A 14,020-nucleotide genomic window follows, 5' to 3' on the forward strand; every position below is an offset into this window, starting at 1 on the left:
CCCCACTCGACCGCACTCCGAAAGAGGTCTGATCCATGCAGAAGTTCCTGGTCGTCGGTTGCGGCGGCTCCGGGGGTTCGACCCTCGCCTACATGATGGATCAGCTGCACTCGGAGCTGGCTCCCCTCGGGATCGACCGGATCCCCGCCGGCTGGCAGTTCGTGCACATCGACGTCCCCAACGCGCCCGACACCCGGATCAACGGGATCGGCAACGTGCGCGATCAGGGCGGCAGCTACATCGGCACCGCCCCGTCGACCGGCAGCTACACCGTCCTGGACAACGCTCTGAGCACGCGCCTGCGGCAGGGCGGTGCGCTCGGCGAGTTCGGCACCTGGGCGCCGCGCGATCCGGCGGACATCACCGTGCCGATCGGCAACGGAGCCGGGCAGATGCGCGCCGTCGGGCGGGCGATCACCCTGCAGCGCGCCTCCGACGTCTTCGAGGGGCTCTCCCGCGCCTTCCAGAGCATCAACACCGTCGAGGCGAACACGGAGATGAGCCGCGTCTCGCGGATCCTGCCCGGCGCCGGCGCGTTCGATCCGGCGTCGAGGCCGGTCGTCCTCGTCGTCTCCTCGATGGCCGGCGGGGCGGGCGCGAGCATGGCGCTCGACGTCTGCCGCCTCCTCACCCTCGTGCAGGGGGTCGACCCCGGGCTCGTCGGCGTCTTCATGGTGACCCCGGACGTGTTCGATGGACTGCCCGCGTCCGCGCGGGGCGGAGTCCGGCCCAACGCGCTGGCCATGCTGGGCGAGATCGTCGCGACCCAGACCGCGGCGGCGGAGGACCACGACGTGGCGATCCTCAGTGCTCTGGGGCAGAAGGTCAACCGCACGAGCGCGGCGCCCTTCGCCCGCGTGTTCCCGGTCGGCCGCTTCGTCGGCGCCGAGAAGACGCAGTTCGGCGACGGCTCGCAGTCGGCGGTGTACCGGGGCCTGGGCCGCGGGCTCGCCGCCCTGATCTCGAGCGGGAAGGCCTCGGGCGACTTCGTCGAGTTCGACATCGTGAACGTCGCCGATCCGACGCCCGCCGACCTCGACTTCCTCGGCTGGGGCGAGAGCGCGAACTCCATCCCCTGGGGCGCCTTCGGCTACGCGAGCCTCTCGATGGGGCGCGACCGCTACCGGCACTACTCGGCGCAGCGCCTGGCCCGGACCGCGGCGGACCGCCTGCGCGAGGGGCACCTGCAGCCGGGCAGCGTCGCCTCCAGCGTCGATCAGCTCCGCGCTCTCGCCGACTCGCAGTGGACCCGCGTCGCGAGCGGGATGGGGCTGCCGTACTCGGACGCGCCGGGCCCGCTCTCGACCGAGCAGGTGGTCGGCTGGTTCACCGGCACGGCCTTCGCCCGCACCGACGCCGACGGCGCGGCGCGGCGGATCCTCGACGAGCAGTTCGTCCCCTACGTGCCGCCGCCCGCGACCACCGTCGCGCTGTGGCTGCCGACGCTGCGCCAGTTCCTCGCCGAGAGGCGGGCCGTGCTCGTCAGCGCCGCGTCGGAGGCGGCGTACCGCTGGGGGTTCCAGTGGAGCGACCAGCTGCACGAGCGGATCCTCGCCCAGGTCGCCGAGGCGATCGAGCTCTTCGGCCTGCCCTACGCCCGCGAGATCCTCGACCGCGTGGAGCGGCTCGTCCAGGATCAGCTGCTGACGCACCTGCAGACGATGGCGGGCTTCCAGAGCGGCGACCTCGGTCAGGTGCCCGAGGCGTTCGCGACGCAGCTCGCCTCGATGCGCGGCACCATCGCGAACGGGTCGGGCGTGGTCGATCGACTGGTGGACCTCTTCCGGGGGCAGACCACGAACACGGTCTACGCGCGGAGCGCGGACGTCGCGCGCACCATCCTGCAGGCGCTCGTCACGGACGTCCTCGCGCCGCTGCGCCTCGCGCTGACCGAGGGCATCCAGGTCCTCGAGAACGCGGTGCACGCGGCGCCGACCGCGGTCGGGCTCGCGAACGTGGCGACCACCGACTACACGGCGTGGCCGTCCGAGGAGGACCGGTTCGTCCCGGCGCGCTTCGACGTCGCCGACAACGACATCCTGCTCACCCCCTCCGCCGGCTTCGATCAGCAGTACGAGGGCGACCTGCGGGCCGCCGTGGCCGAGGGGACGACGGCCGTCATGTTCTCGGACGCGCGGGTGCTCGGCGCCCGCGCGGTCATCAGCGGTCTCTGGCCGGTGGCCAGCGGTGCTGAGGCGCCCGGCGGGCTGGTCGAGCGGCTCGCCCAGTGGCGGCCGGGGCTGTTCAACCGCGACCCGATGAGCGGTGCGCCGCTCACGCCGTCGCAGGGGCGCTACCGGTTCACCGTCGCGCCGGCCGAGCTCGTCGAGCGCGCGCTGGCCTTCGTCCGGCGGCCGGGCGAGTCCTTCGAGATGTTCTGCGCCCTCTCCCTCCGCGACTTCGCCGAGGGCAAGGACCTCCCGCCGTCGGGTCTCCCCGGCCGCCACGCCGACCTGGTCGCCAAGTTCGGCGAGGCGCTCTCCCGCGCCCTGCCCCTGATCAGCATCGACTCGGACGCGGTCAACGCGGTCCACGGCACCCCGACCCAGTACCGCTACAAGTTCTCGGGAGTGCCGTTCAAGGACTCGCCGGTCGTCGCGGCGCTCGAGCAGGTCATCGCCTCGCGCCAGAACATGGCCGACGAGGTGGCGCAGATCTTCGGGCGGTCGATCAACGCGGAGAGCACGCTGACGCGGATCGACATCTTCGGCTCCTACCGGAACTACGCACCCCTCGTCTTCGACTCCCTCCTCGTGCCCGTCGCGAAGCAGTGGGCGGGCACCTCGCAGCAGGGACGACTCGCGTTCTGGGCGAACCGGCGCAGCCGCCCGCTGCCGGCCTCGCTGCCGATGGGCGACCGCGAGCGCCGCGCGATGATCGCCGGCTGGTACATCGGCCAGATGACGGGCCAGATCCGCATCCCGGACGCGCCGTACGACACGCCGGTCGAGATCTGGGACCCGGAGGACGGGCGCTGGTTGGCCTTCCCGCACCCGCTGCTCACGCCGCCCTCGGAGTTCCTCGGCCGCCTGATCGACTGGCTGCCCGCCGTGCTGGAGTCGTACCTCCTGGCGATCTCGCAGGCGCTCGACGCGCCGGTGATGTCGTCGCTGCGGCCGTACCGCCAGCTGCGCCGGCTCTCGGACGCCAACCCCGGCGGCCCCGCGCGCGGCCTGATCGAGCGGTCCTCCGAGCGCGAGCTCGCCACCTGGCTCGCGACGGGGAGCACGCAGAGCGGCATGCCGTCGCGGATCGTCGGGGAGACCCTCGACGCCCGCTACGCGAACGCGCTGGCCTGGCTGGAGTCGATCCACACCTTCACCTCGACCGGCTTCGCGCCGGGCGCCCCCGGCGTCGCGGCCGGACCGTACGCGACCATCACCACCCGGCGGACCGCCTCGAGCACGCCGATCTTCCGCGACCTGGCGCCGGACATCATCCTCGCCACGGAGGAGCTGCGGCAGACGCTCGACGCGGCCCGGACCCTGGCGGCCCGCCCGGCCGCCGCGGTGGGCACGGCCCGCGCCGACAGCGGCTTCGCCCCCGCCGGCGCCCTGACGGCGGTCCCCGAGCCCGAGTTCGGAGCCTTCTGATGTCGACGATCACCATCCTCCTCGCGCCGGTCGGCCCGCTCGCCGGAGTCCGCGACGCGCTGACCGACTGGTCGGCGGCCGGCCTGATCGACCCGTTCCTCTGGGTCGAGCCGCCGATGATCGGGCGGTCGAGCATCTCGGCCCTCGCGGTGCGCGACGGCGTGCTCGAGGGCACCACCCTCAACGCCCTCGCCGGAGCGGGCCGGACGGAGCGGATCCGGGTGGTCTCCCTGGTCCCGGCGCTCACCGGCGTCGGGGTGGCGGGCAGCGCCGTGGAGCAGGAGCTCGCGCAGTTCCTCGAGAGCTCGTTCGGGCAGGCCGAGGTGCTCCGCGTCCGGGCGATCGTCGCGCGCGCCGGGGACACCGCCACGCTGGCCGATCTCGCCGTGGACGGCTGGCACAACGTGCTGCTGTCGCCGGAGGACTCCAGCGGACCGGCGATGGGGCAGACCCGCCTCGCGGCGACCACGGATCCGTTCGAGCTCGGGATCCCGGCGGCGGCGGCGCTCGCCGGGCTCGTCGGGCTGTGGACGGGGGTCGAGGGATCGCCGCTCGACGACGAGAACCTGACCTACGGCAGGCAGGCGAGGCTCTCGCGCTCCTACTACCGGCGCCTCGGCACCGCCGAGCTCGAGGGCGCGCTCCGCCGGGACGTGCTCTCGATGGATCGCGGGCTCCCTCTGCCGACGCAGTTCGGCGCCTCGGCGAGCTACGTCGACGACGCCGCCCTCGCCACCCAGACCATGGCGGGACAGCTCTGGGCCCGTCACCCGGGCGTCCTGCGCGGGCCCCGCGACCCCGCGCCGACGAGCAAGGCCACGGCGATCGGGGCGTGGCAGGCGCTGAAGATGTTCTTCGGCTTCCTGCTCGCCGCTCTCCGCAACGCGCCGAGGGCGTGGCTGGCCCGGGTGGTGAACCGGATGCGCGCGGATGCGGCGGCCGCGGTGCACGGCCTGGTCTTCGGCAGCGCCCCGTCCGCCTACGCGGTCGTGGTGAAGGGGGTGACGGCGGACGGCATGCCGGCGAGCTGGCTCGACTACGGCGCTGCGGCGGCCGCCATCGACAAGATCCTCGACGAGCAGGGCGGCGCCCCGCGCGACCACGAGGCGCACGCCGACCTCTCCTCCCTGTGGCAGGACTACGCGGCCGCGTCGCTGACGCTCGCGGACGGCGGCGAGCGCATCACCGGGCTCACCCCTGTGCAGATCGGAGCGCAGCGCGGCGTGCTGCGCCGGCCGGGCAGCATCGTCCCCGGGGTCGACCGGGCCTTCGACGGCGTGCCGCCGCACCTGGCCGCGACGGTGGGCCTGCCGCCGATCGAGCCGTTCGACGTGCTCGGCGCCCACACGCTCGAGCAGCGGCTCCGGATCCTCGCCGAGCAGCCGACGGTCGGCGTCGCCGCGGCGACGGCCCTGCAGGCCTTCGCGAGCTGGAAGTCCGAGCACGGCGACAGCTTCGCGGCCCGGGTGGGCACGCGGATCGGCGAGAGCATCGTCGCGGTGACCGGCGAGATCCGGGAGCTGCTCGAGGACATCCGCCGGGCCGCGAGCGCCGACGACATCCTCACCGCCTCGCAGGCTCAGCAGAAGCGCCTGGCGCGGACCGTGCGCACGGTGCTCATCGTCTTCGCCGCCCTCCTGGTGATCACCGGAGTGCTCCTGGCGACCGGCGTCGTCGGACTGGCGATCGGCCTGAGCGTTCTCGGCGTGCTCGTCCTGACCGGGTTCGCGACGACCCTGATCGTGTTCCTCCGCGGACAGCGGGAGCTCTTCCGGCTCGTGAACGCGCGCAACGAACTGCTCGCCCGGGAGGAGCTGGCACGGCGCAACCTGCGGCACGCCGTCCGCGACGCCCGCCGCCTCACCGACGCCTACGGCCAGTTCGTGGCCTGGTCGCGCGTGGTCGGCACCGTTCTCGGGGCCCCCTTCGGCCGCGTCGAGGAGACGGCGCTCGCCCCGGACGTCGACGTCGCCGATCTGCCTCAGTCGGTGCGCCTCGGCTCCGGAGTCGTCGATCCCGCGGCGGTCGGCAGCGCGGCGATCGAGCTGCGCCGCGACATCTTCGCGATCGGCTGGCTGGACCAGTGCTGGACCTCCGCGCTCGCCGGGGCGCCGCGGCAGATCGGGCCCCGCGGCGTGGAGATCGAGGCGAACCCGCGCGCGCTCTACCGTCAGGCGGGGTCGGGCGAGGACAGCCTCCTCCCGATCTGGACGGACGCGCTCCTCGCGCAGGGAGTGGACGCCGCCGTCGGCGACGCGACCTGGTCTCGAGTGCTCGAGGATCTGGACGGCCCGCGAGCGCCGATCGCCGACCGCCTGCTGACCTCCGTCGCCGATGCGCGGCTCGCCGGCGGGGCTCCCGTGCCGTACGCGGTCTTCCTGGCCGGCACCGACGACCCGTCCCGGCTGCACGGCGACCGGCTGGACGACGCTCTGCTGACCGACTCGGCCCGCGCCTCGGGTGCGAGCGTCGTCGAGCGCCCGGACTCGAGGGTCGGCCGGCGGGGCCTCAGCCGCATCGTCGTGCTGACCGAGCTCACCGCGTCGATCCCGGCCTACGAGTTCCTCCTCCACCGCGAGCCCGTCGGCGGCGGCGGCCGCGACGGCGGCCTCCAGGACGACCCGCCGTGGGCCGCCGCGCCGGTGCGCGCCACGGCGCCCGAGCCGGTGTCGGCCGAGCCGGCGGCCCTCGAGGTCCCGGATCTGTTCGACGGGATGCCGTTCTGATGGCCGGCCGCCGACCGATCGACCGAGCAGGAGTGCAGGGTGCCTGACGAGCACGAGGAGAGACGACTGCGCTTCCTCAGCGCCTGGGCGGAGGACGTCACGCGCCGCGGTCACCGCGCGCCGTCCGCCGACGAGCTCCGGCGCCTCGCGACGGCGGGCGCCGTTCCCCCCGATGCGAGCGCCGCCGTCCGCGAGTGGCAGGCGGCCGTCGAGTACCTCCTGAAGCAGGAGCGCATGGGCGCGAACGATCCGCAGGACTCCCTGCCGAGCCGGCTGCTCGCGCCGGTGCCGGTCGGTGGCGGCCCGGCGACGCCTCCGGTTTCGACCCCGCCGCGGAGCACCTTCCCGCCGCCGGCCGCCGCCGCTGCGCCGGTCGCGCCCGCGCCGCAGGTCCAGCGGACACCGCCAACCGCGCCGGCCCTGCAGCCGACCGCGCAGCCGACCGCGCAGCCGACCGCGCAGCCGACCCCGCAGCCGACCCCGCAGCAGTCCCCGGAGGACGCCGTGCTCGTCGCGCTCAAGCAGTGGCGCGAGCAGGCGATCGCCCGGGAGGTGCCCGGGATCGCCCAGCTGACCGAGACCCACCTCCGCCTCGTGGCGCGCTCGCGCAAGAGCGAGGCGGACGAGCTGAGGGCCACCTTCGCCCCCGTCGTGCGCCAGTTCGCCGACGACATCGCGGCGGTCGTCGCCCGCACGCTCGGGAGCGGCTCCGCGGCGGCCCCGGCGGCCGGTGCTCCCGCCCCGGCGGCCCCCGCTGCGACGCACGCGCGGCCCTCGACCGCCGCCACCGCGCGCAGCACCCCCCGCCGCCGCCGGCGCCCCTGGCCGCCGCCCCCGCCGCCGCTCCCGCCCCGGCGCCCGGCATCGACCCCGCCTCCTTCGCCCCCTACGCCTTCGGCGACTCGGAGGGGGTGCCCGCCCCGCTGCGGCTCTCGCCCGGCCCCGGGGGCTCCCTCCGCGCGGTCTGGCCGGCGCCGGAGGGCGGCGGCACGGCCGTCTTCCGCGTCGTCACGGCCGACGAGCACGCTCCCTACTCGCCGGACGACGGCCACCTGGTCGCCGCGACGGTCGCGGTCGACGCGCTCGACGAGCGGCCGTTCGTCACCGCCGTGCGGCACTACCAGGTCTGGCGCAACGTCGGACGCGACGTGCAGGACGCCGTCCTCGGGCAGCCCTCGCTGCACGCCTTCGGCGCGGTCGTCGCCCCGGTCGTCGACATCGACGTCCAGGAGGACGAGGGCCGGGTGATCGGCCGCTGGCGCGCCCACTCCGGGACCACTCGGGTCCAGGTCTTCCGGGTGCCCCGATCCCGGGGCGCCCTGTCCGTCGGCGACCCCGGCTTCCGGATCCTCGCGGACGAGGCGAACCTCGGCGGCTTCGTCGACCGGGGCGCGGTGCGCGGCGAGAAGTACCTCTACCAGGTGTTCGCGGAGGCGGTGATCGACGGCGTCCCGCGCCTGTCGGCGCCCACCTCGCTGCCGATCGACATCCCCACCGTGCACGAGCCCGTCCTCGATCTCGCCTTCGAGCTGCACGACGACGCCGACGCCCCCTTCTTCGACCTCTCCTGGACGGTGCCGCCGGGCGGCGACGTCGTCATCCACCGCACGACGGCGCCGCCGAGTGCCGGGATCGAGCGCGAGATCGTGCCGGAGTCGGTCCTCCCGCAGGCGAACCTGCCGGCGGAGACGCGCCTGGCGCACCCGATCACGACGGACGGTCCGCGCGCCTCGATGCGCGACGTGCCGTGGCCGCGCGGCTGGACCCGGGCCTACTTCACGGTCGTCGTGCTGATGGACGGTCAGGCGTTCGTCGGCAGGACGGTCCGCGGTGTCCGCGTCCCCCCGGTCGCGCAGCTCCGGATCGTCGAGCGCGTGCACAACCAGCGGATCACCTTCGAGTGGCCGGACGGCGCGGACGTCGTGATGGCGTACCGGTCGCCCGTCGGGCTCGACTCGGCGCTCGCCGTCCAGGGCGAGCCGCGGGAGATCTCGAAGTCGGAGTACTTCGACCGCGGATCGCTGGAGTTCCGCACCGGCGAGCTCGACACGCTCGGCTGCGAGGTGCACCTGGTCGCCGTCGCGTTCGACGGCGGACGGCGCGTGCTCAGCACGGCGCGCAGCATCGTCTACGCCGGGCTGCTGCGGCTGAGCTACCGGTGCGTGATCAAGCGGAGCCTGATGGGCCGCTACTCGGCGACGCTCACCCTCTCCTCCGAGCGGGCGCTCGAGGGGTCGCCGCCGTTCGTGCTGGTGCACAACCCCGAGCGGTTCCCCCTGACGATCGCCGACGGCACGCCGCTCGCCGTCGTCCCGGACGTGGACGACGTCGTCGCTCCGACCCGGCGCTTCGTCCCCGGGGCGATGGCGCCCGGCTCCGAGCAGACCGGCTGGCGCACCGATGCGGAGGCGTGGCAGCAGGACGTACCGCGGCCGACGGGGTACGTCCGCCTGTTCGTCGACCTGCCGAGCGCGATCCTGCGCCGCGTCGCCCTGCTCGACCCTCCGATCGAGACCCTGCGCGTGCAGAGCCTCAAGGAGAAGGTCGGCGGCTTCCAGAACCGAGGACGCGGTGCCTGACCGGGACGCGGCGGACGGCTCCCGCTGGAGCCAGGTGACCTACACGCTCGACCAGGGCTGGCGGATCCAGCTGCGGTCCGGCGAGCCCACGGCGGCGGAGATCGAGCTGGTGACCGCCGCGGCCGTCACGAGCTTCGGCGCGCACGCGAAGCTCTCGGACTTCCCCGCCGCCGCCGAGCTCGAGGCGCGCCCGCTCCGGCTCGTGCACCTCGCTCACGAGGACGGCTCGGCGGTCTACCTCCAGGCCGCGGAGGCCGGAGCCGACAGCACCGGCCGCCCCGACAACGTCTACAACCACGTCGTCTTCGACCGTCGGCCCGAGGAGCCGACGCCGCCGCTGCGCCCGATCGAGCTCTGGCGCTCCCCCGACCTCCTCGCGCCGTTCGCCCACCTCGAGGTCGCGGCCGCTCGGCTGCGGGCGGAGGGGATGCCGCAGCGGGGCGGGATCGTCACGCTCGACTCGGTCGTCTCCTTCGTCTGCGATCCGAGCACCTGGCGCGCCGGGGTCCTCTCCGTCCTGATGGACGCCGCCGCCGCCGCCCTGCGCGGCGGCCCCCCGGTCGTCCTCCTCGCGGACTCGCAGGACACCGGGGCGCTGTGGCTGGGAGCGGTGCAGCGCCTGATGGCGCCGTCGACCGCCCGCACGCTGTCCTGGTCGCTCTACGAGCGCGCGAGCGGTCTCGCGGGAGCGTGGGCCAGGGGAGTGCACATCGCCGTCGTTCCGCGGGTCGACGCCGCCGAGAGCGCGGCCTTCGCGGGCGCCGTCGTGATCGACGAGGCCGAGATGCCGGCGGTCGGCCAGCCGGGAGGCGAGCCGCACAGCACCGCCGCCGGCAGCGAGGTGACCGCCTCCGACTGGTCGGCGGCGGCGCAGATGGTCCTCGTCGACGACGAGATCGCGCGCAGGGTGCTCGTCGTGCTCGACGAGGTCGTCCTCCGGGTGGGCGATCGCTCGCTCGACCCGGAGTGGCCGCTGGCGATGGCCGTGGTCGTCCTGGGCGAGGAGACGAGGGACGCCCTCGACGCGGCCTCCCGGGTGCTGCTCGACGCGTCGCCCGACGGCATCCGCCGGGACGCCGACCTCTACGAGCGGACGGTCGCGGTCGTCTCCGCGCAGATCGGCTCGACCACCTGGGGCGTCTGGCGGGAGCTCGAGTCGCGCGACCCGCGCTCGTCGCTCCTGGTCCGGGAGCTGATGGGCTCGGCCTACCTCGAGCGCTGCCTGAGCGACGAGGAGTGGCTGCTCCGGGACGAGGGCGTCCCGCTGCCCGAGCTCGCCCTCCTCGATGCGGACCGCGAGCGGCTGGCGGCGCTCGCCGATGCCGCGATCGCGGATATCGTGCGGCGGGCCGATCAGCGGGAGCCCGCGAACTCCGCCGTCCACGCCCTGCGCCTGCTCGACGTCGTCAGCCGAGCGGGCCTGCTCGGCTCGGGCATCGCCCGGACCGGACCGGAGGCGGACGACCTCCTGCGCGGGGCCGCCGCGCTCCTGGTCGAGGAGCGCGGCGTCCCCGTCGCCGCGCGGGCCGGCGCGATGAGCCTCCCCGTGCGGGAGCGGCTGGTCGTCGAGCTCGAGGCGGTGGCGGCCGGGCGGGATCCGGTCCCCGGCGCAGCCGCTCCGGAGGAGGTCCTGCGCTGGCTGGCCGGCGACGGGCACCTCCTGCCCTCGATCGCGGAGCGGCTGAGCGTCCCGGTCGAGGCGCTCCCGCCGGTCCGGCTGTCCCTCGCGATGCTCGTCCTGCGCGAGGGCGTCCCGGTCGCGGGAGCGACCGCGACCGTCGCCTACTCCCTCCTCTCCGACTACGCGGTCTGGGAGCAGATCCCCGCCGTCGACCGCCGTCCGCTCGAGCGGGCGGCGGCGCTGCCCGGCGCGGTGCTGCCGGCCGAGTCCGCGCAACTCGAGGAGGAGTTCGGAGGCCAGCTCCCCGAGGCCCTCGTCGCCTCGGCGCTCGCCTCGGCGCCGATGGGGGACCACCTCCGCGCTCTGGCCCGGCGGGTGCAGGTCTCCCGGCCCGGGAGCTCCTGCGCCCGGTTCGGGCTCGTGCGGCTCGCGATGGCGCCCTCCGGGGAGCTCGTGGCCGACCAGACCGCGCTGGAGCTGCGCGACACGGTCCTCGCCATGCGCGCCGCGGCCGATCCGGCCCCGGTCGCTGCCGAGATCGGCCCGCGCTACCTCGTCGCCCTGCTGTCCACCCTCGGACAGCTGCCCTTCGAGCGGGAGTGGCGGGCGTCCGTCGAGAAGGCCCTCCGCACGGAGGCCGCGTCGGGCGAACGACGGCGGGCCGACGCCGCCGCGACCACGCTCGCGCTGCTGGCGCGCGAGGACTCGCTCGAGCGCGCGCAGGCGGAGGTCGGCCTGATCCGCCGGTTCCGCGACGCGTCCGAGGGAGCGGAGGAGCGTCTGCGACAGAAGCTCACGGCCGGCGAGCACGCGCCCCGGTACGCCCTCGGCCTCGCCCGGCTCGCCTTCCTCACCTCCGAGGACTTCCCCGATCCCTCGCTCGTCGATCCGCGCGCGCGGGCCCTCGCCGAGCTGCGCGTGCCGGACCCGGCCGGCGGCACGGTCCGCCTGCTCGATCGGCCGCTCCGCGAGCTCGTCGCGGCCGGCGACCTCGATCCGGAGGCGATCGCCGCCGTCCTGGTCGATCAGCTCGGCGCGATCGTCACCCTCCGCGGCGCGGCGGGCGGCGAGAAGCTCCTGACCGCGATCGAGCGCTCCGCCAAGAGCTGGCAGCGGGATCTCCGTGGCACCCGTGCGCGCGGCTCGTTCCGCGACGGGCTCGCCTCCTTCCTCACCGATCGAAAGGACCGCTGATGCCCAGCTACATGATCACGGACGGCGCCGTCGTCACCCTCAGCGACCGGCCGCTCACCGTCCGCCTCCAGATGCAGGCGGGAGCGGCCCGCCTGGACGCCGCTGTCGCGAGCGGGCTGCTGGCAGCGGCCGTGCGCCCGCGGCCGGACCTGCTCATCGTCCCGCGCGTGACGGAGCGGACGGTCATCCGCCTGGTGCCGGTCGGCTCCGAGCTCTTCCCCGCGGGCGCCGTCGCCCACGTCAGCGTCGGGATCGACGACACCCGGTCGGCGGACCCGGAGCGGGCGGTCGTCCCGCCGCTGGATCTCGCGGGGCTCGCCGAGCGGGAGGTGCTCATCCTCGAGCCGGGCGAGGACGGAGTGCAGGTGCGCGGCGCCGGGCTCGTCCCGCCGCCGCCCCGGCTCGGTGCGACGGCGGAGGAGGCGCGGGTCACCACCGTCGGGATCCTCGGGGCGCAGTCGGTGGCGCCCACCAGCGCCCTCCACGTCGTGATCGCGGTCGACGGCTCGGCGTCGTTCCGGCGACTCGCCGAGGACGAGCGGGGCGAGGACGCGTCGACCGCGGAGACCGTGGTCGCCGTCCTGGACGGCCTCTCCTCCGTGCTGACGACGGGCATGCGCCGCGGCGCGGCGGTCGTCGGCTCCTCCGTCGCCCCCGTCGTCCTCCCGCTCGACGAGCCCGCCGAGCGCGCCGTGATGTCGGCACTGCACCGCTCTCGCCGGTCGAGCGGAGTGCGGTCGGGCGCGCCCGGTCTGAGCGGCTTCGCGGACGGGAACACGATGACCTTCGTCGTCACCGACGCGGTCCCCGCCGACATCGGCGCCTTCGAGGCCGCGGACGAGATCGACGGCGAGGCCCGCCACCTCGTCGTCATCGGCTCGAGGGCAGCCTGGACCCTGCAGACGCCGCCGTCGACCCCGCACACCTTCATCGAGACCGATCCGGCCGGCCGGAGCCTCGCCGAAGCCCTCCGCAGCGATCCGGAGCTGCTGCGCCGGCTCGTCCGCTCCCTCCTCGCCGGCTGCTTCGCTCCCGGCACCGAGGCGTTCGCGAGGGTCGGCCGATGACCAAGTGCCCGAGCTGCTTCTCGCTGATCGGCGACGCCGCCTTCGCCTGGGTCTGCACGACCGGACGCTGCACGCAGACGCTGGATCCGGACGCGACCCGCTACGCCAACCAGGACGTCCTCACCGGCACCCGCTACGCGCTCGACCGGCCCGCCGACGCCCGGAACTGGACGCCGCCCGCCGGACTCGAGTGCCCCGAGTGCAAGGAGCCGATGGTCGACGCGTGCCCGAGCTGCCACTTCGATCTGCCGCAGGGCTACCGCAGCGGTCACGCGACCTGCATCGCGATGAACGGAGCGCGCGCGACCGGCAAGAGCCTCTACATCGCCATCGTCGTGAAGCAGCTCGGCGAGCTGGCGCAGCGGCTCGGGACCGTGCTGCAGGCCGCGAACGACGAGACGCGTCGAACCTACGCGCGAGTGTACGAAGCCCCCCTCTTCGAGGAGCGGGGCCTGATGCCTCCGACTCCTCGTTCACAGAGCGCCGACTCCTACCAGAGAACGCCTCTCGTCTACAGTCTCGGGACGATCCGCGGGGTGCGGCGCTTCGTCGTCCTCCGCGACGTTGCAGGGGAGGAGATGGAGGAGCCGCCCACCCGGGCCGGGCATCTCGCCTTCCTCCGCAACGCCGACAGCATCTTCTTCATGTTCGACCCGCTGGCGGTCCCCTCGGTGCGAGACAAGCTCGTCGACGTCATCCCGGCGCAGCAGGGCTCGGAAGTGAACCCGCTCACCGTCCTCAACAACCTGATCACGATGAACGGCGGCCGGCTCAGCCGCCTCGCCGTCGTCCTCTCGAAGTTCGACGCGGTCCAGCGCCTCAGCGAGGTCGAGGACGTCGCCTGGTCCTCGGTGATGTCGAACGCGGGATCCACGATGCTGCGCGAGCCCGACCAGTCCGACGCCGGCTACGACGCGGTCGACGGCGGCCTGCTGCACGAGGAGGTCAAGAGCCTGCTCTACGCGATGAACGCGGGCCCGATCGTCCTCACGCTCGAGAACCCGCACGAGGGCGGCCCGATCGACCACCGCTTCTTCGCGGTCTCCGCCCTCGGCGAATCGCCCGACGGCCAGCAGCTCAACCCGCGGGGCATCGCGCCCTTCCGCTGCCTCGACCCGCTCAAGTGGACCCTCGCCCGCACCGGCGTCCTCGCCTGAGCGGTCCCCGCTCCGCCCCCGCACCGCATCACCTCGACACGCCGCATCACCTCGACAAGCCGCATCACCTCGACAGGGAGAAC

Annotated in this window: 6 protein-coding genes; all 6 read left to right on the forward strand. The window is 74.6% G+C overall.

Annotated features, from left to right (window positions below; translation table 11 throughout):
* Positions 1–35: 35 nt before the first annotated feature.
* On the forward strand, positions 36–3,593 hold the full coding sequence (locus GSU72_RS00340; protein ID WP_159982737.1) for a tubulin-like doman-containing protein: 3,558 nt from the start codon (positions 36–38) through the stop codon (positions 3,591–3,593).
* Positions 3,593–6,319, forward strand: a complete 2,727-nt coding sequence (locus tag GSU72_RS00345; protein ID WP_159982739.1) for a DUF4231 domain-containing protein — start codon at positions 3,593–3,595, stop codon at positions 6,317–6,319. Before GSU72_RS00340 ends, GSU72_RS00345 begins: the two co-directional genes overlap by 1 nt.
* Positions 6,320–7,230: 911 nt before the next feature.
* The gene (locus tag GSU72_RS00350) at positions 7,231–8,898 is read left to right on the forward strand and encodes a hypothetical protein (protein WP_159982741.1); all 1,668 of its coding nucleotides are present in this window, start codon (positions 7,231–7,233) and stop codon (positions 8,896–8,898) included.
* Positions 8,891–11,713, forward strand: a complete 2,823-nt coding sequence (locus tag GSU72_RS00355) for a hypothetical protein (RefSeq protein WP_159982743.1) — start codon at positions 8,891–8,893, stop codon at positions 11,711–11,713. Before GSU72_RS00350 ends, GSU72_RS00355 begins: the two co-directional genes overlap by 8 nt.
* On the forward strand, positions 11,713–12,780 hold the full coding sequence (locus tag GSU72_RS00360; RefSeq protein WP_159982745.1) for a hypothetical protein: 1,068 nt from the start codon (positions 11,713–11,715) through the stop codon (positions 12,778–12,780). The genes GSU72_RS00355 and GSU72_RS00360 overlap by 1 nt, the downstream gene beginning before the upstream one ends.
* Positions 12,777–13,937, forward strand: coding sequence for a hypothetical protein (locus GSU72_RS00365; protein ID WP_159982747.1), 1,161 nt, complete (start codon positions 12,777–12,779; stop codon positions 13,935–13,937). The genes GSU72_RS00360 and GSU72_RS00365 overlap by 4 nt, the downstream gene beginning before the upstream one ends.
* Positions 13,938–14,020: the final 83 nt, after the last annotated feature.

The sequence above is a fragment of the Rathayibacter sp. VKM Ac-2760 genome (assembly GCF_009834185.1).
GTDB lineage: Bacteria > Actinomycetota > Actinomycetes > Actinomycetales > Microbacteriaceae > Rathayibacter.